Source organism: Nitrospira lenta (assembly GCF_900403705.1).
Lineage (GTDB): Bacteria > Nitrospirota > Nitrospiria > Nitrospirales > Nitrospiraceae > Nitrospira_D > Nitrospira_D lenta.
In genome coordinates this window covers 137,435-158,387 of sequence record NZ_OUNR01000017.1, presented here as the reverse complement: position 1 = coordinate 158,387, position 20,953 = coordinate 137,435, and the positions used below count along the sequence as shown (strand labels likewise).

Genomic DNA, 20,953 nt, shown 5'->3' with positions numbered 1-20,953 from the left:
ATCGGTTGTACTTACGGTTCATTCGCCAGTTGCCACGCCAATGACAGGACGTAGCGCGCGGTTGTCATGAGCATGTCAGGGCTGAGGGTGTCGGTGGTATCGGTCGGCTGATGATAGTGGGGATGAATCCCGCCGCTGACGACGGTGACGGTCGGCACGCCGGCTTCTTTAAACGGGACATGGTCGCCGCCGGGGAAGAATCCAAACACATCGAGCTTGGATGCGAGACCCGCCGGTTCTCCCGCTTGCTGCGCGACAGTTTTCTCCAGCCCTGTCACCCCGACCGTCAAGCGTCCATTGCCGATTCCGGCATGGTCGATGTTGATCATGGCTTTGGTTGACGCGAGGGGCACGAGGGGGCGGGCGATGTAGAGGCGCGAGCCGAGCAGGTTATTTTCTTCGCCGCTAAACGATACAAAGAGGATCGTGCGCTGCGGGCGCAGGTCTGATTTTGCCAATGCGCGCGCCACTTCCAACATCACGGCGGTGCCGGAGGCATTGTCGTCGGCGCCGGGGAAGAGCAGTCCCGCCGGTCGGCCGAAGTGATCGCGATGGGCCCCGATGATGATGGCGTCCGGGCCGGTGCCGGGGAGCATACCGATCACGTTTGTAAGCAGACCTTCCTGAGTCATGGTGTTCCAGCGGAGCGCGGCGTAGTGATCCGTTTGCGTTGCGCGGGACAAACCATCCTTATTGAGCTGTTCCTGAAGATGACGAAGGCGATCTGCGTCGCTCGGCGCGGCAAGGATCTGTTCCGCGAGCGCCGTGCTAATCCATGCGCCGGGTATGGCTTGATCGGGAGGGAGCTGTCCGTAGAATGCGCTGGGCTTTCCCGTGATGCCGCGCCGGGCTTCATAGGGGTTGAGAATCGGCCCTGTGGCGGTCAAGTAGGCGAGCGCTCCGCGGTCTCGTGCGAATCGAACTTTGTCTGCGTGGCTGACCGGCTGCTGGTAATGCTCAGGCTTACCCCGCAGGAAGAGAACGATGCGATTGGCGACATCCACGCCGGCATAGTCATCGATGCCGCGAGCGGGATCGACGATGCCGTAACCGACAAAGATGACGCGCCCTTGTGCCTGTGCAGTGGGGGAGTCGAACACCGGTAAGTAGTCGGGGCCGAGGATGACGGTCGTCATGTGGTCGGTGTTGCCGATTCGAAGCTCTGGATCCGGTTGAATCGTTGACGTTGGGATGATCGACGCCATCACGCCGAGCGGTGTGCCATTCCTTCCGCTGAGAAAGGGAACGTTGAGTGCGCCGTTCATGATAGGGGGAAGTCGTAGTCTGGCTGCGGTAAGTTCTTGCGCAACCCATTTCGCTGATTGCACATCGTCGTCACTGCCGGCCAGGCGTCCATTGAACGAGGGGGCGCTGAGCGTGCGAATGTCGGCCAGCATCCGTTCGGTTGAGAGGGTGCTCAGGGAGGTCTGAAGTCCCGCGTCGGATGATTGCGCCGATACAGGTTCGGCGCTGATCAGGCACAGGATGATCAGACCCAGGGCCATGCGGCGGGTTGCCAGAAATGCTATGGTCAGGTGGCGTGTCATTGCGGTCCCCCGTCCTGTCGTGATTCCGACGAAGATGATAGCACAGGGGGCTAAGCGGGTTGCACCGCGAGGGTGAGCCAGGTACTATTCGTCACGGAGAGTTTTGATACGAAACACCATGACACAGGCCGATTCGTTTCCCAACCGTCTCATCACGGAATCCAGCCCCTATCTCAGGCAGCATGCGCTGAATCCTGTCGACTGGTATGCCTGGGGCCCGGAGGCTTTGGCCAAGGCCAAGGCTGAAGATAAGCCGATTCTCCTGTCGATCGGCTACTCGGCTTGCCACTGGTGCCATGTCATGTCTCACGAGTCTTTCGAGAATCGTGAGATTGCGGCCGTGCTCAATGAACATTTTGTCAGCGTGAAGGTAGATCGAGAGGAGCGTCCCGATCTCGATGATATTTATCAGAAGGCCGCGCAGGTGTTTTTGGGGCGGGGAGGCGGCTGGCCGCTAACCATGTTCCTCACGCCGGATCAGGAACCGTTTTACGGCGGGACCTATTTCCCGCCCGTGTCGCGACACAATCTGCCGGGATTTCCGCAGGTGTTGCAAGGCGTTCTGGATGCCTACCGGAATCATCGTGACGACGTGGTGAAAAACGTCGAGCGGGTGAAGGCGGGATTGGCCAGGGTGAGTACGCATCAGCCCTCCTCTGAGCCGCTCACGGATGCGCTGCTGGTTGACGGTGTGAAGGATTTGGAACTGTTCTTTGATCCGGTCAACGGCGGATTCGGGGAGGGCCCTAAGTTTCCTACAGTGCCGCCGCTCAGTCTGTTGTTGCGCCATACCTATCGAGCGAAAGACGCGACGGCGCAAGAGAAGGTCTTGCTGCAGTTGCGAAAGATGGCGGCCGGCGGGATCTATGATCATCTCGGCGGCGGGTTTCACCGGTATTCGGTCGATGGACAATGGCTCATTCCGCATTTCGAAAAGATGCTCTATGACAATGTGCAATTGGTGCGCATCTATCTAGACGGCTGGCGACTGACCAAAGAGGCGCGGTTCCGCCAGGTAGTTGAAGAGACGCTCGAATGGACTCGTCGGGAACTGACGCATGCTGATGGAGCCTTTTTTGCTGCGCAGGACGCCGATAGTGAAGGTGAGGAAGGCCGGTTTTTTGTCTGGGATCAGGCGGAAATTATGGCCGTGCTCGGACAGGAGTTGGGTGCGATGTTCTGCCGCGCCTATGGCGTGACCGATGGCGGCAATTTCGACGGGAAGACAGTGCTGAATCGGCTGGGGGATTCTGGATCGTCTGTGGAGGCTCAGGAGCAGCTTGAGGCGACCCTGCGTCCGGCCAGGAAGAAATTGTTGGCAGCCCGCGAGCAGCGCGTGAAACCCCAACGGGACGAAAATGTTCTCACGAGCTGGAATGCCCTCGCCGTCTCGGCTTTTCTTGATGCCTACCAGACCTTCGGGACTCCGTGGTACTTGTCATCGGCGGAGCAGGCCTTGACGTTTTTGATCGACTACGCGATTGCCGATGGTCGTGTGTCTCGCACGGTCGCCGGAGGAAGCGGGCGGATCGCCGGCTATCTTGATGACTATGCTTATCTGGCGGCGGCCTTACTCGATGCCTTCGAGACGACTTCCCATAGCTGGTATTTGGAGCAGGCTCAGGTCGTGGCGAATGGTATGCTGACGCACTTCTGGGATGAAGGACTCGGCGGATTCTTTTTCACGGCCAAGGATCATGAGACACTCATCCATCGAATGAAGTCCGGCACGGATAGCGCGATGCCGTCCGGCAATGCGGTGGCGGTGCAGGTGCTGGTTCGCCTCTTTTCTTTGACGGGGGAACGGACGTATTATGATCGCGCAGAGCAGACGCTGCGGGTATTTTCCCAGTTAATGGATCAGAATGCCTATGGGGCATCCGGACTTCTCTGCGGGTTGGACTTCTTCTTGTCCAAACCGAAAGAAGTGGTGATTGTGGGGGCACGGGGCAATCCACTGACAGAGTCGCTTCTGGCCACGTTGCATCAGCAGTATGTGCCGAACAAGATCCTCCTGGTCATTGATGAGGCACGCCGAGGAAAAGAGGGCGAGCTGCCGCTGGCTGCGGGGAAAGTGAGCGTGAATGGACAGCCGACGGCCTATGTTTGCCAGCAGTACACCTGTTCGGCGCCGGTGACGGAGAGCGCTCAATTGGAATCGCTTTTATAGAAAGGAGTCCCTGTGGCTGGCGGCGGATCTGGACAGGGCCTGTACGAGCATCTCTATAAGCGGTTCTTTGAACATCGCGAGGACCATCAGGGGTATGACTTCCAACATGCTCCGGGCGGTAGCTCGGCGCCTCCGTCTGTCACGTTCGTGCAAAAGCTTCGCTGGTGGACCTGGGATCGCTGGCGGCGGCGAAAGCAAATTCTGGCTGAGCGGGATCGGTTGCAGCAAGATATCGTGAGCATACGGCGGAACTCGTCGCCGGGCTCAAATCTATAGACGGTGATTCGAACATGATCAAGCGGGAGGTACTCAGCAATATGCGTCCTACAGCTCAGAACATTCGAGCGATGCTGTCGGCCTGTCTCTGGGTGACGGTGGTACTCTTGGCGGGGGTTGCGCCGGTGGCGGCGGTTCCCCGCGAGAACCATGAGGAGAAGGAAGCGAATTTGAAGCAGCAGGCGACCGGCGGCCTTTTCCATAAGTGGACGTTCGACAAGGAGGCAACCAAAAGTATTCCTGGAGGTTTTGTTCCGCTTTCATCTGGGGCCGGAGTATCGGGGATCTGGTCGATAGAACACGATGAGACCGCTCCGTCCGCTCCGAATGTGGTGATGGGGACGTCGGTGTGCGAGGAAAGCACCTGCTTCAGGCTGCTGATTGCGCAGGGCCTTGAGTATGAGTATCCGGATCTCACGATGCGTATTCGATCGGCTGATGGAGTGGCTGGTGTGGGTGGATTTGTGTTTGCCTTGCGGGATGCACAGAATTTTTATGCAGTTCTCGTCGATCTTGGGGCCAAGCGCGCACAGGTCATCCGCGTGATTGAAGGCGTGACGACAGTGTTGGGTCAAACCGCCGTGACGCTGAAACCCATCGATTGGCATAGTCTTCGGGTTCAGCGGAATACGATTGTCAGCAAAGACTTTATTGAGGCATTCGTCGATGGAGTATTGGCGCTTTCGGTAGAGGACCAAATGCTGGGAACCGGTCAAGTCGGTGTGGTGATGCAAGGGAAAACAACCTGGTTTTTCGATACGTTGCACGCCGTTCCTCTATTTTCCCATCGACCGCTGTCCTCACCGGCGGCCTATTGAGCGGTCTCTCGCGATGAGCCGATTGATTCTCTGCTTGCCTTTTCTCAGTTTGCTGGAGTAGCATCGACTTGCTTGATTGCGAGAGGCCTGGCAGGCAAGCGTGGAGAGTGACAAGGCCTGAATCGATGTTGTTATGGTTGTGCCCGGGAATTTGATCGGAAGCCAGAGCTAAGCCGCCGCTGTGTTGACGTCTTCGGCCCATTCCTTCCTTCCTCCGTTCTCGAGTCCAACACAACACCATTTTCTCAAAGGAGGAACCCCATGGGTTCGAAGATTTACGTCGGTGGATTGCCCTACTCAACAACCGAGCAACAGCTGAGCGACTTGTTCGCTGTGCACGGAGCCGTGACGTCGTCACGCATCATCACGGACAAGTTCACGGGGCAGTCCCGTGGATTCGGTTTTGTGGAGATGTCGGGAGACAGCGAAGCGCAGGCGGCGATTACCGCGTTGAACGGCACGCAGCTCGGCGGCCGGACATTGACTGTGAATGAAGCCCGTCCTCAAGAGCCCCGTTCCGGCGGCGGCGGTGGCGGGCGTGGCGGATTTGGTGGCGGCGGCGGCGGTCGGTACTAAGCCGGTCACGATCTCTTCAGTGCATGCATGAAAGGGCTGCCGGAGTTTCCGGCAGCCCTTTTTTATTCCTCGGTCCTTGCGCCGGTCGTGCAGAGGCGGTGTCTTTGATATGATGACCGTCGGAGGTCCCCGTGCCGTCGTTCAAGCTCGAAGCCCCATTTCATCCTTGCGGTCATCAGCCTGGTGCGATCGCCAAGCTGACTGCCGGCGTTCGTGCCGGCAGGAAGCATCAAGCGCTGCTCGGGGTGACCGGATCGGGTAAGACCTTTACGATGGCGAACTTAATCGAGCAAGTTCAGAAGCCGACGCTCGTGCTCGTGCATAACAAGACCCTGGCCGGGCAGTTGTATCAGGAGTTTAAGCAGTTTTTCCCGCAGAACGCCGTCGAATATTTCATCAGTTACTACGACTACTATCAGCCTGAAGCCTATCTTCCCCAGACGGATACCTACATTGCCAAAGACTCGTCGATCAATGATGCGATCGATCAGATGCGTCACTCGGCCACCCGGTCGTTGCTGGAGCGGAACGATGTGATCATCGTGTCGTCGGTCTCGTGCATCTACGGGCTGGGTTCGCCGGAGATCTACCATGGCATGTTGCTGTATCTCGAAGTGGGGATGGAAATTCGTCGCGAGAAGATTTTGGCGAAACTCGTCGAGATCCAATACGCGCGGAACGATGTCGATTTCCATCGCGGGACGTTCCGCGCGCGCGGGGATGTCATTGAAATTTTCCCGGCGGCCAGCGATGCGGTCTCGGTTCGTATCGAACTGTTCGGCGATGTGATCGATGCGATCCACGAGATCGACCCACTGACCGGAAAGTCGTTGGGGAAATTGCCCAAAGTGCCGATCTATCCCAATACCCACTACTTGATTGCGCCGGATCGGTATGAGCGGGCGATCACGGGGATTGAGGAAGAGCTGGATGAGCGTGTGCTCTATTTCAAAAAGCACAATCAGCTCGTCGAAGCCCAACGTATCGCGCAACGGACGAAGTTTGATCTCGAAATGATTCGTGCCATGGGATATTGTCACGGCATTGAAAACTATTCCCGACATTTGAGCGGACGGGCCTCGGGCGAAGCTCCCCCTACGCTCATCGACTATTTCCCCAAAGACTTTCTCATGATCATCGATGAGTCGCATGCCACGGTTTCGCAAGTAGGTGGGATGTATGCAGGGGACTATTCACGGAAGCGGACATTGGTGGACTACGGCTTTCGATTGCCCTCCGCGGTGGATAACCGGCCGCTCAAGTTTGAGGAGTTTGAGCGGATCCTCAATCAGGTGATCTATGTGTCGGCGACGCTGGGGAACTATGAGCTCGAGCATGCGGCGGAGGCGGTGGTCGAGCAGATCATTCGTCCGACCGGATTGATGGATCCCTGCATCGAAGTGCAGCCGGCCAAGGGGCAAGTGGATCATCTCCTTGGAGAGGTGCGGAAGGAAGTGGCGAAGGGCGGCCGTGTCTTAGTGACGACCCTCACGAAGCGGATGGCCGAAGATCTCAGCGAGTATTACCATGAACTAGGATTGAAGGTGCGCTATCTTCATTCCGACATCAAAACGCTTGAACGGGCGGAGATCATCCGCGACTTGCGCCGGGGCGTATTCGATGTGCTGGTAGGAATCAATCTCCTCCGGGAAGGGCTGGATCTACCCGAGGTGACACTGGTGGCTATTCTTGACGCCGACAAGGAGGGCTATCTGCGTTCCTATCGGTCTCTGATCCAGACGTCCGGGCGTGCGGCTAGGAATGTTGAGGGCCGTGTGGTGTTTTACGGTGATGTCATCACCGAGTCGATGAAGGTCGCCATGTCGGAGACGGCTCGCCGGCGTCTGATCCAGGCCGAGTATAACTCAGCCCATGGGATAACTCCGGCGAGTATCAAGAAAGAGATTCCTGCGTTGGAGTATGCCGTGGCCGAGCTGGATTATGTTCAGCTGGATCTGGTGGCGGAGGCCACGGAGCCCTACGGCAAGGACGAAACAGTTGGTCAAATGATTGTTCGGTTAGAGGCCGAGATGAAGGCAGCAGCCAAAGAGCTGGCCTTCGAGCGTGCGGCAGAATTGCGCAATCAGATCAGAGCGTTGCGGTTGAAGGATTTGGACCTGAAGGCCTAGACGTGTTTATAGAGATAGACCCCGATAAACATACCGAGGATGCTCAGTAAATTGACCTTGATGCTGAATCCGATGGTGAATTTGAGGAGTACCAAATCGATTGTGAGAGGAGGGCTGATACCAGGGGTAAAATGCGTGGAGAAGATGCTTTGAATGTTACCTTGCGGTGCCATCACGTGCAGAATTTCTCCGAGAATTCCGCCGAGTAGCCCACCAATGAGGACAAAAATGAGAAGAACCCAGGGTGACTTTCTCACGCGCTATGTACGCTCCCCCGATAGAGGCCCAATCGACGTCGACTGAGGGCACCATATCGGAAGGTCCAGGGTCTGTCAACAAATCCGATGGCTTCGCGATCTCTTGACTTCGCCGGACCGGTTTCTATACACTGCCCGATGCTCTTTCTCTAGATTTTACGAGGCGATCGGAGAACTTGGGTAAGACTTCGATTGCCTTTTTCTTTAGGGCCCTATGCTGGACGCGCTGAGCGATAAGTTCGAGAAGATCCTGAAGAAGCTTCGTGGGCAAGGTGTGCTGACGGAGCACAACATCGGCGAAGCTTTGAAAGAAGTTCGGCTGGCGTTGCTTGAAGCCGATGTGAACTTCAAAATCGTCAAGGATTTCATCGAGCGAGTTCGCGTCAAAGCCGTCGGACAGGAAGTGTTGCAAAGCCTGACGCCCGGGCATCAGGTCGTCAAGGTAGTGTGGGATGAACTCTGTGACATGATGGGTCGCGAGAAGGCGGGCTTGGCCCTCCATTCTCAGCCGCCCACCGTGGTGATGATGGTCGGGTTGCAGGGTGCCGGAAAGACTACGACCTGCGGCAAACTGGGGCGTCTTTTCAAAGGTCAAGGGAAACGGGTGCTCTTAGTCGCTGCTGACCCGCGCCGACCTGCGGCGGGAGATCAGCTCAGCAGTCTTGGCCGCGATCTCGGGATTGATGTTCATCGCGTCGACAATGCGCAGGCCACTCAGGCGGACGTCGTGCGGATCTGTCAGGCCGGTGTCGAGCGTGGACGCGAGCAGGGATTTGATCTGGTTGTACTGGATACCGGCGGACGTCTGCACATTGATGATGCGTTGATGGGGGAGTTGGTCGCCGTGAAGACGGCGGTGGCGCCGCATGAAGTTTTGCTTGTGGCCGATGCTATGACAGGCCAGGACGCCGTCACGATGGCCACCCAGTTCGATCAGAAGGTGGGGCTTACTGGGGTCATCCTGACGAAGGTCGAAGGCGATGCCCGTGGCGGAGCGGTCTTATCCATCCGCGCGGTGACCGGCAAGCCGATTAAGTTTCTCGGGGTGGGCGAAAAGCTGGATGCCCTGGAAGTCTTTCACCCGGATCGGATGGCCTCCAGAATTCTCGGGATGGGCGACGTCCTCTCGCTGATCGAGAAGGCGCAGGCGACATTTACGCAGGAACAGGCCGAAGAGGCGCAGCAGCGCCTGACCAGTAACAGTTTTACGCTTGAGGATTTTCGCAAGCAGATGGCCCAGATGAACAAGCTGGGTTCATTGGAACAGATTCTCGGCATGTTGCCGGGTGGGCAGAAGTTGAAAAGTGTGATCGAGGGGGACAAGCCGGAGCGCGAGATGAAGCGGGTTACGGCGATGATCGATTCGATGACGACCCGCGAGCGGCGTGACCATACCATCATTAATGGCAGCCGGAAGAAGCGGATTGCTCGCGGCAGCGGCGCGAGCGTGCAGGAAGTGAATCGCCTGATCAAGCAGTTCTTGTCGGCGAAGAAGTTGGCTAAGGCCATGACGGGGACAGGGGGGCGGCGACAACTCGCCCAACTCATGCGCTCCATGTAGCGAGATTCATTCACTCACCGTGTTGGACGGTTTTTCAAAGGAGGATAGTTGTGGCAGTTCATCTTAGATTGGCTCGGACAGGCAGACATAAGCGGCCGATGTATCGGTTGGTAGCGGCGGATTCCCGGAAGGCCCGCGACGGCCGGTTCCTGGAAATTCTCGGCATTTTCGACCCGCTCAAGGAACAGGGGCTTCCGGATGTGAAGCAGGACCGGGTGTTGACCTGGTTGCATCATGGCGCTCAGCCGTCGGTGACTGTGCGGACGTTGTTACGGCGATCCGGTCTCTGGAAGCAATTTGAAGCAGAGAAAGCGGCGAAGAAGAAGGCCTAGCAACCATGGTAGCCGAACCGGTCGAGCTCGTAACAGTAGGACGGATCGAACGGTCGTTCGGCGTCAGGGGCGAGGTGAAGGTACGTTCGCTCAGCGATGTACCCGGTCGATTGGAGTCATTGGGAGCCGTGAGTCTGCTGGCCACCAATGGCAAGACCTGGGATACGCGGGTGACGCATATTCGTCCTGCGGGGCCTGGATATATTCTCGCGCTCGAAGGCCTGACTTCCCCTGAGGAGGCCGGGCTGTGGCGCGGCGGGTTGATTCAAATCCCGAAAGGCAGTGCGCCTCCGTTGCCGCAAGGGCAGTACTATGAATGCGATCTTATTGGGTTGCGAGTGCAGGATGAAGAGGGGAACGGTATCGGGACGTTGACCGACATCTGGGAATTAACCGGCAATCATGTGTTTGTGGTGCAGGACGGGAGCAAGGAAACGCTCATCCCCGCAGCGCGAGATTTGGTTGTGGCCGTTGATTTACAGCAGCGGGTGATGACCGTACACATGATCGAAGGGTTGGGAGCGTGACGTGTTGCGCATCGACGTTCTGACATTGTTCCCCGAGATGATTCTGCAGGCGGTGGGGCATAGCATGCTCAAACGCGCGCAAGAGAAGGGATTGCTGGCCATCCAGGCGCATAATCTTCGTGACTACACGATGGATCGTCACAAGGTTGCGGACGATGTTCCCTATGGCGGCGGTGCGGGGATGGTCATGAAGGCGGAGCCGATCCTGCGCGCAGTGGATGCGTTGCGTGTCCAGGCCCAGTCTTGCGGGGAGGAGATCCGCGTGATGTTTCCCTCACCCCAGGGACGAACCTTCACGCAGGAGTATGCGAAAGACGTGGCCGCCGAGCCGCGCCGGATCGTTGTCCTGTGCGGACATTATGAAGGGGTTGATGAGCGGGTTCGTGAGGCGCTCCGGCCTGAAGAGGTGTCGGTCGGCGACTATATTTTGACTGGCGGCGAATTGCCGGCGTTGGTCTTGATCGATGCCGCCACGCGATTGGTGCCGGGCGTGCTGGGTGATCCGGAGTCCGTGGTGGAAGAATCTTTTTCTGATTCGCTCCTGGAGTATCCGCATTACACTCGGCCCGCCGAGGTGCGAGGCATGGGAGTTCCTGACGTGTTGCTCTCCGGGCATCATGAAGCCATTCGTCTTTGGCGCCGGAAGCAGGCGTTGCGCAGCACCTATGCGCGGCGTCCGGACCTCATCCGGGATCGCAGTTTGAGTCGTGAAGATCAACGGTTACTGAGCGAGATTATTAGCGAGGGTGTTGTCTCAACGCCCGTTTGATGGAAGGAAAGGGAGAGCATCATGAATCGGTTAGAACGTCTTCAGCAGTCATTCACCAAAGCCACGCCGCCGAAGTTTGAAGTGGGCGATACGGTGCGGGTCCATGTCAAAGTCGTGGAAGGTGAAAAGGAACGCATTCAGGTATACGAGGGAGCGGTGATCGCGCGCAAAGGAACCTTGAATACGGAAACGTTTACCGTCCGTAAGGTCTCCTATGGCGTCGGCGTGGAGCGAATTTTCCCGGTGCACTCACCGATTGTGACCAAGGTGGATGTGGTGCGTCAGGGCCGTGTGCGTCGCGCCAAGCTCTACTACCTCCGGTCCAAGAAGGGCAAGTTCGCGAAGGTCGAGGAGCGCGAGTTTGTGGGTGAGGGGAAGGCCGCCGCAAAGGCAAAAGCGGCAGAGCCCGCCAAGGCCTAAGGGCGTCAACGGGTGGTCGGTACTCCGTCCTTTCCGTACCTCTGAGTCGGTCTCATGCGTCGGGGGACATGCTGGTTGGGACCTACCGAGGAGTTTGAGCAAGAGGCCCGGCGGTGCGGGTATCGCCGCATCGCCGGCGTCGATGAAGCCGGACGGGGCCCCCTTGCGGGGCCGGTCGTTGCAGCGGCCGTTATTCTTCATGTTCGTTGTCGCCTGATCGGGGTGGACGACTCCAAGCAACTCTCCGTATCAGCGCGCGATCGGCTGTATGCCGAGATTATGGATCGGGCTGTCTGTGTCGGCGTCGGGTCATCGACGGCGGAAGAGATTGACCGGATCAATATTCTTGAAGCGACCAAACTGGCGATGCGCCGGGCGCTTGCCGAAATCTTGCCTGCTCCTGATTATGTGTTGATTGATGCCGTGTCGCTTACAGGAGTGGCGATGCCCATTCGTCCGATCATCAAAGGCGATGCCTTGTCGTTGTCTATCGCGGCTGCGTCGATTGTGGCCAAAGTCACGCGGGACCGGTTGATGGCTCAGTTCCACGCAGCCTACCCGCAGTATAACTTCCTATCGCACAAAGGGTATGGCACAGAAGAACATCTGGCTCGTCTGGCTGAGCATGGCCCATCCCCGATCCATCGACGAACCTTTGCGCCTGTGTCGGCGGCGTTGAGCCTGTCCGCACTCGAGCCATTGCGATCCTGAGGTTGCCGGTGACGATGTGTGATCCACGCCATGAATTTGGTCGGGACGGTGAGACAAGTGCTGAACAGTTTTTGCGCCGGAAGGGCTATGCGATTCTAGAGCGGAATCTTCGGACCACGATCGGTGAACTTGACCTGGTGGCCGATGATCACGGTGTGCTGGTGTTTGTGGAAGTCAAAGCACGGACCACTGGAGCGTTCGGCGGTGCGCTCCTGGCGGTGGACCGGCGGAAACAGGCCAAGTTGATCCGATTGGCCGGACAGTATCTGGCCCAGCGCCATTTGAGCGATCGAGTCTGTCGATTCGATGTGGTCTTGGTGCAGGGTGGCGCCGAGTCCTCGCGACAGATCGAGCATATCGAGCATGCGTTCGATGCGCCGGATCAAGCCGGCTGGTAGCGGTATTCCCTAGACAGGTTATGATGGATGCGATGATTCAACTAATCCATGTCTCGAAGACCTACGATCGCCGTCCGGCGCTCTCCGATCTCACGCTCGATATCGAGAAGGGGGAGTTTGTCCTGTTGATGGGACCGAGCGGGGCCGGGAAGTCGACGTTGCTGCGCATGTTGATTGGCGCTGAGCTTCCGGACGAAGGCCAAATCTTTGTCCAGGGAAAGAATGTGACGAAGCTGAAGAAATCGGAGATTCCCTTTCTTCGCCGAAAAGTCGGGACGGTCTTTCAGGATTTTCGGCTGTTGCCGAAGAAGTCGGTTTTTGAAAATGTCGCCTTGCCGTTGATCGTCCAGGGAGCGTCGTCGGTCGATATTCGCCGAAAGGTGACGGAGGCGTTGCGGGCAGTCGGAGTCGACCACAAGAAAGAGCAGTTTCCAACCGGCTTGTCCGCGGGAGAGCAACAGCGCGTCTGCATTGCCCGGGCGATTGTGAATGGGCCGATCGTGCTGCTGGCTGATGAGCCGACGGGCAACCTGGACCCCGAGCGAACGGCAGAGATCATTGAGCTGTTTAAGCTTATCAATGCGCGTGGCACGACCGTCATTGTCGCGACCCATGACCCGCAGGTCATGGCGCAGATTAACCGCCGTGTCATTGTTCTCCAGGAAGGCGTCATGGTTCGGGTGCCTGCTCATGCCGTGCAGGTGAGCGTATGAGACGGTTATTCTATTTGCTCCGTGAAGCCTGGGCCAATATGCGAGCGAATCGCACGACGACGGTCGTGGCGATTCTGACGACGGCGTTTACGCTGTCCTGTGTCGGGATCTTTCTGCTGCTCTATGTGAATCTGCGGAGCGCAGCAGGCTGGCTTCAGGAAGATATCAAGATCATGGTCTACCTGGAGGACCAGCTTACCCGGGACGCCGTGGTCGAGCTGGAAGATCGGCTGAAGGCGGATCGGATGGTGGCGGCCACGGTATTTATTTCAAAGGAACAGGCGCTGGGTGAGTTTCGCGCCCAGTTTCCCGAAGATTCCCATCTGCTCGAAGGGTTGGGGCAAAATCCGCTCCCGGCTTCGTTTGTGGTGACGCTGACGCCTCAATTTCGATCCCCCGATGCGGTGAAACGGTGGACGGAACGGGTCCGCACGATCGGAGGGATCGCGAAGGTCGATTACAATCAAGAATGGATCGACGCATTGGCAGGGCTCATTCGGTATATCGAGCTGATTGCCATCGGCGTCGGGGTGATTCTTTCGACTGCTGCGGTGACGATTATCGGGAATACCATCAGGCTGACGCTGTTTTCACGGCGAGAGGAAGTGGAGATCTTGCGGCTGATCGGCGCTACTAGGTGGTTCATCCGCATCCCGTATTTGCTCGAAGGCGCAGTGTTGGGCGCCTGTGGAAGCGCGTTATCATTGCTGATTTTGAAAGGCGGGTTCGAGCTGTTTCGTCAACAGATCAGTGCAACCGGCCGATTGAGTGGCATCGAACACATGATCACCTTCTTCCCGGTCTCAGTCTGCTTGGCGCTGGTGCTGGTCGGGGTCGGGCTTGGGTTCGCGGGTAGTTTCGTGTCGCTCCGGCGGTTTGGAGAGGGGCGGGCATGAGGGGATCTTTCACCTTCATGGTTGTCGGGAGCCTCGTGGTGTATGCGAGTGCCGCGGGCGTTGCCTTGGCCGCGGGCGATCCGATCTCCGAAAAGATCGAGCGCGAGCGGAAAACGCTGGAGCAGCTGAAAGATAAAATCGAGGAGAAACGCAAACGGGCGAATGAAGCGGAGAAAAAACGGGAGTCCGTGCTTCAGGGGATACAAACGCTGGATGAACGATTGGTGCGAACCCGCCAGGAACATCAGGAGATTAACAAGAAGCTCCGGAAGAAGGATCGCGAGATCGACTCCATCACTGAACAGCTCGGGGCGATACGTGGCAGTATCCAAGAGCGGCGGGAGGCCATTCTAGCCCGGCTTCGCGTGCAGTATATGGAGGGCCGGGCCGGCTATGTGAAGACTCTGTTGTCGGCGGGCTCCTATGGAGATTTTCAACGACGCTTGCAATATCTCTCGGCGGTGTCTCAAAAGGACTTTGAGTTGATGGGGACGTTCCGCGCCGATGTCGCGCGCATGGAGCAGGCGGAGCGGCAACGGGCGGACGCTCGCGCAGGAATGTTGGCGTATAAGGACGCGACGGAGAAGAAGCTGTCCGATATTCGGTCTCTGCAGAAAGAAAAGAAGGTGTATTTCACCAAGATCACGCAGGAGAAAGAATCGTTCAGCCGGGCGGCCGAAGAGCTCGAACGGTCTGCCTCGCGGGTGGATAGCCTGTTGCATGAATTAGAGACGCGCCGGAAGGCCCTGGCCATGCGGCCGCCGACCGCGCCGGCGGTTCCGCGCGGGGCCAAGGGCGCCTTACCCTGGCCGGCGGACGGGCAAGTTGTGTCCTTCTTCGGCCGCCAAAAGCATCCGACGTTCAATACCTATGTGCAGCGTAAAGGGATCGAAATCAGAACAGTGGAGGGGAGTTTCATCCATTCCGTCATGCCGGGAACCGTCGTCTATGCCGACTGGTTGAAAGGGTATGGACTGGTTATAATCGTGGATCATGCCAACGGGTTTTTCTCGCTCTATGCCCACGCCGCGAGGATTTTGACCAAAGTCGGGGAGCGTGTCACGGAAGGGCAGGCGATCGGAGAAACCGGAGATACGGGCATGATCGGTGAAAATACATTATACTTTGAGCTGCGTGAAGGGTCCGACGCCGTTGACCCGATGCTGTGGCTGGCAAAGCGATAGAAAACTGAGGCTGGAAACGGATTGGATTGGTGACAGGGTTCGGGTATTTGGACGGAAAGGATAGACGCGTTATGGAACAGCAGCCGCGAGGGAAGTCTTGGATCATCGGGCCGATGATGGTGGTGGCCATCGTGTGTGGAGTCCTGATCGGCAAGGGCTGGGAGCGAACCGGCCATGCGACGGAAACATACGAGGAGCTCAAGACCTTTTCGGAAGTACTCAATCAGGTCCAGCGCCATTATGTCGATGAAACGAAAACGAAAGAATTGGTGCAAGGGGCCATTCGCGGCATGCTGTCAACGCTCGACCCCCACTCCGCCTATATGACGCCTGAGATGTATAAAGAGATGCAGGTGGAAACCAAGGGTGAATTCGGCGGCGTCGGCATCCAGATCGGCGTGAAGGAAAATCGGTTGGCTGTGATCGCCCCGATCGAAGGGACGCCGGCCCAACGGGCAGGAATCAAAGCCGGAGACTTCATCGTGAAGGTCAATGAGGAGACGACCAAGGATCTCACGCTGATGGATGCGGTCCAGAAAATGCGCGGGCCGAAGGGAACCAAGGTCAACCTGACCATTCAACGCGACGGGACGCCGGATCCACTGCAGTTTACGCTGATGCGGGATACCATCAAGATCGAAAGCGTCAAGTCGAAGATCATCGACAACCTGGGCTATGTTCGGCTGACGCAGTTTCAGGAAGCGACGGGGCGCGATCTCGCGAAAGCCATCAAGCAGTTCCGCGAACAGAAAGTCCAAGGGGCCATTCTGGATCTCCGGAACAATCCCGGCGGATTGCTGACGGCGGCGGTCGACGTGTCCGAGCAGTTCCTCCCGAACGGAAAATTGGTGGTGTTCACCAAGAATCGCGAAGGCAAGAAGGATGAATGGCTGGCGAAGTCCAAAGATCAAATGGACGAGCTTCCGATGATCATTCTCGTGAATGAAGGATCGGCGAGCGCGTCGGAGATTGTGGCCGGAGCGCTGCAAGACTGGGGACGTGCGGTGATTGTCGGCACCACCTCGTTCGGGAAGGGATCGGTCCAGACCATCCTTCCGCTCGGTGACGGCTCAGGGCTTCGTCTCACCACGGCGAAATACTATACGCCCAAGGGACGATCGATCCAGTCCACGGGCATTACTCCCGATATCGTAGTCAAACTGCCGGCTCCGGCCCCCGCAAAGGACGGCAAACCCGGCGAGCAGTCGCCTGACACTAAAGCCATGAAGCCGGCCCAGGGGCAAGGGCAAGCAAAAGAGAAAGATGCGGCACCGCATTCGAACGGGAAGGCACCGGAGGATGCGGCGACCAAGAACGGGGCAGCCCCGCAAACGCCGCCGCTCGACAGTGCCGGCGATCCAGCTCTTGAGCAGGATGCTCAACTGCAGAAGGCCGTTGAATTGCTGAAGACCTGGAAGATTTTTAAGGAAATGAAAGTCTCCTAACTCGGAGGAGACAATTTCTGCTGTCGAATGGCCTGGAGCAATGCATCCTCCGATCCGGTAAATCCTGGAACGGTGCGGAGCAGGTGGGATGAGACCAGTTGCTCCAGGTCATCCAGTGTTCGAATCCCCAGCCTGGCATAGAGATAGCTGACTAAAGAATCGTGAAGCCCCGGCAGCCTCGCCCAGTTCTTGACCTCGGGCGGCAAGGGCATCTTCAGTTCTTCATACGTGCGAACGGTTCCCGTCTCTAGAAACTCTCTGATTTTTCCCGCCAAATCTTTCCCGATTCCGTCGATGTCTTCAAGCTCGTGACGCTGGGCCACGAGTGCGATGTCCTCTTCCAGCGCCAGAATCGAATCTGCAGCCCGGCGATAGGCCCGGATGCGGTAAGGGTTGGCCTGTTGGGTGGCTAACAGTGTGGCAATCGATCGAAAGACTTGTGCGAGCTGTTCGTTTTGCGTGGACATGTTAGGGTACTCCGGCTATCGACGACCGCATTGTGCGGGGGATGCCCCTCTTGAGACAAGAGGGAGCGCTAATTGACAACCAGAATTGTGCTCCAATAGGATGCTAGGGAATGGCTAACGAGATTCAAATCCAAGTGAATGGGGAGCCGCGTGGGTGGCAGGATGGCGGGACGGTTGCCGATCTCCTGAGTGATCTGGCGATTGCAGCGGAGCGTGTGGCTGTAGAGTTGAATCTTGAAATTCTCGACCGGAAGGATTTTGGACAGCGGAAGCTTTGCGAAGGAGACCGGGTCGAGATCCTCGGGTTTATCGGCGGCGGATGTGAGACCAAAGGAGAATCGGATGGACGCGAACGATAGATTGACGATCGGCGGGTATGAGTTCCGCTCACGACTGTGGGTGGGGACGGGGAAGTATAAAGATTTTGCCGAGACGAAAAAGGCGATCGAGGCCTCCGGCGCCGATGTGGTGACGGTGGCGGTGCGGCGCGTGAATATCACGGATCGGTCGAAAGAGAATCTCCTCGATTACATCGATCCGAAGAAGTACACGATTCTTCCGAACACGGCCGGTTGTTACACGGTCGAGGACGCGGTGCGGTACGCACGGCTCGCACGGGCAGCCGGCATCTCCGATCTCGTGAAGTTGGAAGTGCTCGGCGATGAACGAACGCTGTTCCCGGATACCGCTGGCCTCATTGAAGCTGCCAAGATTCTGATCAAGGAAGGGTTCATCGTATTGCCCTATACGAATGATGATCCCATTGTTGCGAAAAAGCTGGTCGACATCGGTTGTCCTGCGGTGATGCCGCTGGCGGCGCCCATCGGCTCCGGTTTGGGGATCCGCAACCCGTATAACCTTAAGATCATCATGGAGACGGTGAAGGTTCCGATCATTGTTGATGCCGGAGTGGGGACGGCCTCCGATGCCGCGTTGGCTATGGAGTACGGAGCCGATGCGGTGTTGATGAACACGGCGATCGCAGGGGCGCAGCATCCGATCGCCATGGCGGAAGCGATGAAATATGCGGTCTATGCCGGTCGGCTGGCCTACAAGGCCGGACGTATTCCCAGAAAACTGTACGCGACCGCGAGTAGTCCTATTGAGGGCATGCTCTAATTTCCAATGTCGAGTAGCGATAGCGGAGCGGCTTCTTGGGAGTGGCGTCCGCCGTCGCGTTGATTTGTCCGCTCAGGTGTGTTGCCGCTTGCCCCATGCTGCCTGTTAATTTCCGCCTGCTCTTGGTCACGGATCGGTCGTTGGTTCACGGACGCTCGCTTGAGAGTGCTCTGCGGGAATCGGTGGCTTCCGGTGTGCAGGCAATCCAGTTGCGTGAGCGTGATCTTCCGACCCGGGAACTCCTGTCATTGACGCAGCAGATTCGTGCCGTGACGCAAGAGCGTGCCGTTCCGTTGCTCATCAATGATCGTGTTGATCTGGCGGTGGCATTGGATCTCGGCGGGGTCCATCTTCGCGCCAGCAGTCTTCCGGTTTCGGCCGCGCGCCGAGTCGTGGGGCGGCATCGGCTCATCGGAGTGTCGGCGCATTCAGTCGCAGAAGCGCGCCAGGCCGGCGATGACGGGGCCGACTACGTGATCCTCGGCCCGATCTTTGAGACGCCATCGAAGCGGGAGTTCGGTGATCCGCTGGGATTCGCGGTGCTGGCTGATGCCTGCCGCCATTCATCGGTCCCGGTGTTCGCCATCGGCGGCATCACACGCGAACGAATCGAATCCGTGCGTGACGCGGGGGCATTCGGCGTGGCGATGATCGGTGGAATTCTTGGCCGAGCGGATGTCGGGAACGTCACCGCCGATATGCAGTCGGCAGTTCGGACCGCGTGGCCGTCTGATCCGCGCGATGACTCGCATGCACGGTGAACTCGTGTAGTTGACCACCCCCAGGTCGGGTGTTAGAATCCGTTCACTGGCTTGAAGATGCGAGTGCGCGCGCTGTTCTAGCGTTACGGCGAGTAGGCACATGGCAGAGAAGAAGAGCGGTTCGAGCCGAATCCGGTCCCTCCGAGATTCCGTGAAGCAAATCACGAAGCGGTTGTCAGAGGGGAAAGCGGACGTGATTTCAAAAAACGACGACCATGCCCGCGAAGTCGACAAGCTTCGCGTTCAAATTCAGTCGATGGAAGAAGAGATCCGTCGGCTATATCAATCCCGCTACCAACTCGACCACGTCACCAAACAGAACGACAAGCTCGTTGCGACGTTGCAGGAAGCCAAGGCTCAGATCGAAGCGCTCCGCGCAGAGATTGAGAAGCTGACGGCGCCGCCCTCTTCTTACGCGATCTATTCCTCCATGAATGACGACGGCACGGCCAACGTGTTCGTGTCCGGGCGGAAGATGAAGGTCAGTCTGTTCCCTGCCGTCAATGGGAAGACGTTGCGTCGCGGGCAGGAAGTGGTGTTGAACGAAGCGCTGAATGTCATTGAGGCGAAGGGCTTCGACGTGCAAGGCGAGGTGGTGCGGCTCAAAGACGTGCTGGAGGGCGGCCGCGCGCTGGTTACGCTGCATTTCGATGAAGAGAAAGTCGTAGAGCTAGCCGATCCGCTGTTGGCCGAGCGGCTCAGCGTCGGCGATCATCTGCTGTACGATCCGCGATCCGGGCATGTCATCGAAAAGCTGCCGAAGTCCGAGGCCGAAGATCTGGTGCTCGAAGAAGTGCCGGATGTCGATTACGAGCATATCGGAGGGCTTCAGGCGGAATTGGAGCATGTGCGCGATGCGGTCGAATTGCCGTTCCTCTACGCCGAGTTGTTTGCGGAGTTCAAACTGAGCGCTCCTAAAGGCGTGTTGCTCTATGGCCCTCCCGGTTGCGGAAAGACGTTGATCGCCAAGGCCGTGGCCAATTCGATTGCCAAAAAACTGGGCCATCTCACGGGAAAGCAAATCCGGAGCTACTTCCTGCATGTGAAGGGTCCTGAGCTGCTGAATAAATATGTCGGCGAATCGGAACGGCAGGTGCGTGAAGTGTTCAAAAAGGCGAAGGAGCAGGCGGCGGAGGGCAATCCGGTCATTGTGTTCTTTGACGAAATGGACGCCCTATTCCGGACGCGTGGCACGGGGATTTCGTCCGACATCGAGTCGACAATTGTGCCGCAGTTCCTTTCCGAGATTGACGGGATGGAACGGTTGCGAAACGTCATCGTGATCGGGGCCAGCAACCGGCAGGACCTTATCGATCCGGCGGTGCTGCGTGCGGGGCGGCTGGATGTCAAAGTCAAAGTCGGTCGTCCGGATGCCACAGCGGCTCGGGATATTTTTTCAAAGTATGTTTCCACAGGATTGCCCTTTGCGCCGGAGGAGTTAGCGCAGCACGGCGGCGATCGGAACGCACTGGTTGAAAAACTGACGACGCTGACCGTGGATGCGATGTATGCGGCGTCCGAGGAGAATAAGTTCATCGAGGTGACCTACGCCAATGGGGAGAAGGAAGTGCTCTACTTCAAGGATTTCGCGAGCGGCGCGTTAATTGAGGGCATTGTCTCCCGCGCCAAGAAATACGCAGTGAAGCGGGCCATTGCAAAGGAAGGGGTCGGGCTTCGTTCGGAGGACCTCATCCGGGCCATTCGCGAAGAGTTCAAGGAGCATGAAGATCTTCCGAATACGACTAATCCCGATGACTGGGCGAAGGTGGCCGGTAAGAAAGGCGAAAAGATCGTGCATCTCCGCACGATCAGCGGCGGGCCGGCGGAGTCCCGCCAGATTGAAACCGTAACCACGGGCCATTACCTCTAGTCCTGTC

The 20,953-nt window shown here is 57.7% G+C and carries 23 protein-coding genes; 20 read left to right on the top strand and 3 right to left on the bottom strand.

The genetic code is table 11. The features are described 5' to 3' along the window. Nucleotides 1-11: 11 nt before the first annotated feature. On the bottom strand, nucleotides 12-1,547 hold the full coding sequence (locus tag NITLEN_RS12465) for a M20/M25/M40 family metallo-hydrolase (RefSeq protein ID WP_121989944.1): 1,536 nt from the start codon (nucleotides 1,545-1,547) through the stop codon (nucleotides 12-14). 118 nt (nucleotides 1,548-1,665) lie between these two features. On the opposite strand from NITLEN_RS12465, the gene NITLEN_RS12460 reads away from it, so the two are divergent. From NITLEN_RS12460 to uvrB, 5 genes are all read left to right on the top strand, one after another. Then, nucleotides 1,666-3,717: a thioredoxin domain-containing protein gene (locus NITLEN_RS12460; RefSeq protein WP_121989943.1), complete on the top strand. Its 2,052-nt coding sequence runs from the start codon at nucleotides 1,666-1,668 to the stop codon at nucleotides 3,715-3,717. A 12-nt stretch (nucleotides 3,718-3,729) separates the two neighbouring features. Then, nucleotides 3,730-3,993, top strand: coding sequence for a hypothetical protein (locus tag NITLEN_RS12455; protein ID WP_121989942.1), 264 nt, complete (start codon nucleotides 3,730-3,732; stop codon nucleotides 3,991-3,993). Between the two features lie 41 nt (nucleotides 3,994-4,034). Beyond that, the gene (locus tag NITLEN_RS12450) at nucleotides 4,035-4,811 is read left to right on the top strand and encodes a hypothetical protein (RefSeq protein WP_146216177.1); all 777 of its coding nucleotides are present in this window, start codon (nucleotides 4,035-4,037) and stop codon (nucleotides 4,809-4,811) included. A 261-nt stretch (nucleotides 4,812-5,072) separates the two neighbouring features. After that, nucleotides 5,073-5,387 carry an RNA recognition motif domain-containing protein gene (locus NITLEN_RS12445; protein ID WP_121989940.1) on the top strand — a complete coding sequence of 105 codons (315 nt, stop codon included), beginning with the start codon at nucleotides 5,073-5,075 and terminating at the stop codon, nucleotides 5,385-5,387. A 131-nt stretch (nucleotides 5,388-5,518) separates the two neighbouring features. Then, complete coding sequence (gene uvrB, locus NITLEN_RS12440) at nucleotides 5,519-7,516, top strand: excinuclease ABC subunit UvrB (RefSeq protein WP_121989939.1); 1,998 nt, start codon at nucleotides 5,519-5,521, stop codon at nucleotides 7,514-7,516. On the opposite strand, the gene NITLEN_RS12435 is transcribed toward uvrB, so the two are convergent. After that, nucleotides 7,513-7,773 (bottom strand): DUF4321 domain-containing protein, encoded by a 261-nt coding sequence (locus tag NITLEN_RS12435; RefSeq protein WP_121989938.1) that lies wholly within the window; start codon nucleotides 7,771-7,773, stop codon nucleotides 7,513-7,515. The genes uvrB and NITLEN_RS12435 overlap by 4 nt on opposite strands. A 214-nt stretch (nucleotides 7,774-7,987) precedes the next feature. Between NITLEN_RS12435 and ffh the strand changes: the two genes are divergently transcribed. The 11 genes from ffh to NITLEN_RS12380 all read left to right on the top strand — a co-directional run bounded on the left by ffh (nucleotide 7,988) and on the right by NITLEN_RS12380 (nucleotide 16,729). After that, entirely contained in the window at nucleotides 7,988-9,334 is a 1,347-nt protein-coding gene (ffh, locus tag NITLEN_RS12430) for a signal recognition particle protein (RefSeq protein WP_121989937.1), read from the top strand. A 50-nt stretch (nucleotides 9,335-9,384) separates the two neighbouring features. Further along, on the top strand, nucleotides 9,385-9,666 hold the full coding sequence (gene rpsP, locus NITLEN_RS12425) for a 30S ribosomal protein S16 (RefSeq protein ID WP_121989936.1): 282 nt from the start codon (nucleotides 9,385-9,387) through the stop codon (nucleotides 9,664-9,666). A 5-nt stretch (nucleotides 9,667-9,671) separates the two neighbouring features. Further along, complete coding sequence (gene rimM / locus NITLEN_RS12420) at nucleotides 9,672-10,193, top strand: ribosome maturation factor RimM (protein ID WP_121989935.1); 522 nt, start codon at nucleotides 9,672-9,674, stop codon at nucleotides 10,191-10,193. 4 nt (nucleotides 10,194-10,197) lie between these two features. Beyond that, nucleotides 10,198-10,962 (top strand): tRNA (guanosine(37)-N1)-methyltransferase TrmD, encoded by a 765-nt coding sequence (trmD, locus tag NITLEN_RS12415; RefSeq protein WP_121990174.1) that lies wholly within the window; start codon nucleotides 10,198-10,200, stop codon nucleotides 10,960-10,962. Nucleotides 10,963-10,983: 21 nt separating this feature from the next. Beyond that, entirely contained in the window at nucleotides 10,984-11,382 is a 399-nt protein-coding gene (gene rplS / locus NITLEN_RS12410; protein WP_121989934.1) for a 50S ribosomal protein L19, read from the top strand. A gap of 54 nt (nucleotides 11,383-11,436) precedes the next feature. Beyond that, on the top strand, nucleotides 11,437-12,093 hold the full coding sequence (locus NITLEN_RS12405; protein ID WP_121989933.1) for a ribonuclease HII: 657 nt from the start codon (nucleotides 11,437-11,439) through the stop codon (nucleotides 12,091-12,093). 14 nt (nucleotides 12,094-12,107) lie between these two features. Next, nucleotides 12,108-12,491, top strand: coding sequence for a YraN family protein (locus tag NITLEN_RS12400; protein WP_121989932.1), 384 nt, complete (start codon nucleotides 12,108-12,110; stop codon nucleotides 12,489-12,491). Nucleotides 12,492-12,523: 32 nt separating this feature from the next. Beyond that, a complete protein-coding gene (ftsE, locus tag NITLEN_RS12395) occupies nucleotides 12,524-13,204 on the top strand; it encodes a cell division ATP-binding protein FtsE (protein ID WP_121990173.1) in 681 nt (226 codons plus the stop codon). Continuing rightward, nucleotides 13,201-14,100: a permease-like cell division protein FtsX gene (ftsX, locus tag NITLEN_RS12390; RefSeq protein ID WP_121989931.1), complete on the top strand. Its 900-nt coding sequence runs from the start codon at nucleotides 13,201-13,203 to the stop codon at nucleotides 14,098-14,100. The genes ftsE and ftsX overlap by 4 nt, the downstream gene beginning before the upstream one ends. After that, the gene (locus NITLEN_RS12385; RefSeq protein WP_121989930.1) at nucleotides 14,097-15,284 is read left to right on the top strand and encodes a murein hydrolase activator EnvC family protein; all 1,188 of its coding nucleotides are present in this window, start codon (nucleotides 14,097-14,099) and stop codon (nucleotides 15,282-15,284) included. Before ftsX ends, NITLEN_RS12385 begins: the two co-directional genes overlap by 4 nt. A 71-nt stretch (nucleotides 15,285-15,355) precedes the next feature. Continuing rightward, nucleotides 15,356-16,729: a S41 family peptidase gene (locus NITLEN_RS12380; RefSeq protein ID WP_121989929.1), complete on the top strand. Its 1,374-nt coding sequence runs from the start codon at nucleotides 15,356-15,358 to the stop codon at nucleotides 16,727-16,729. Here NITLEN_RS12380 and NITLEN_RS12375 read toward each other — a convergent pair. Beyond that, entirely contained in the window at nucleotides 16,726-17,196 is a 471-nt protein-coding gene (locus NITLEN_RS12375; RefSeq protein WP_121989928.1) for a histidinol-phosphatase, read from the bottom strand. The two genes, NITLEN_RS12380 and NITLEN_RS12375, sit on opposite strands and share 4 nt — an antisense overlap. 110 nt (nucleotides 17,197-17,306) lie before the next feature. On the opposite strand from NITLEN_RS12375, the gene thiS reads away from it, so the two are divergent. From thiS to arc, 4 genes are all read left to right on the top strand, one after another. After that, a complete protein-coding gene (thiS, locus tag NITLEN_RS12370; protein ID WP_245924456.1) occupies nucleotides 17,307-17,555 on the top strand; it encodes a sulfur carrier protein ThiS in 249 nt (82 codons plus the stop codon). After that, on the top strand, nucleotides 17,539-18,315 hold the full coding sequence (locus tag NITLEN_RS12365; protein ID WP_121989927.1) for a thiazole synthase: 777 nt from the start codon (nucleotides 17,539-17,541) through the stop codon (nucleotides 18,313-18,315). Before thiS ends, NITLEN_RS12365 begins: the two co-directional genes overlap by 17 nt. Nucleotides 18,316-18,410: 95 nt before the next feature. Then, the gene (gene thiE, locus NITLEN_RS12360; RefSeq protein ID WP_121989926.1) at nucleotides 18,411-19,076 is read left to right on the top strand and encodes a thiamine phosphate synthase; all 666 of its coding nucleotides are present in this window, start codon (nucleotides 18,411-18,413) and stop codon (nucleotides 19,074-19,076) included. A 100-nt stretch (nucleotides 19,077-19,176) separates the two neighbouring features. Next, nucleotides 19,177-20,946: a proteasome ATPase gene (gene arc, locus NITLEN_RS12355; RefSeq protein ID WP_121989925.1), complete on the top strand. Its 1,770-nt coding sequence runs from the start codon at nucleotides 19,177-19,179 to the stop codon at nucleotides 20,944-20,946. Nucleotides 20,947-20,953 lie beyond the last annotated feature (7 nt).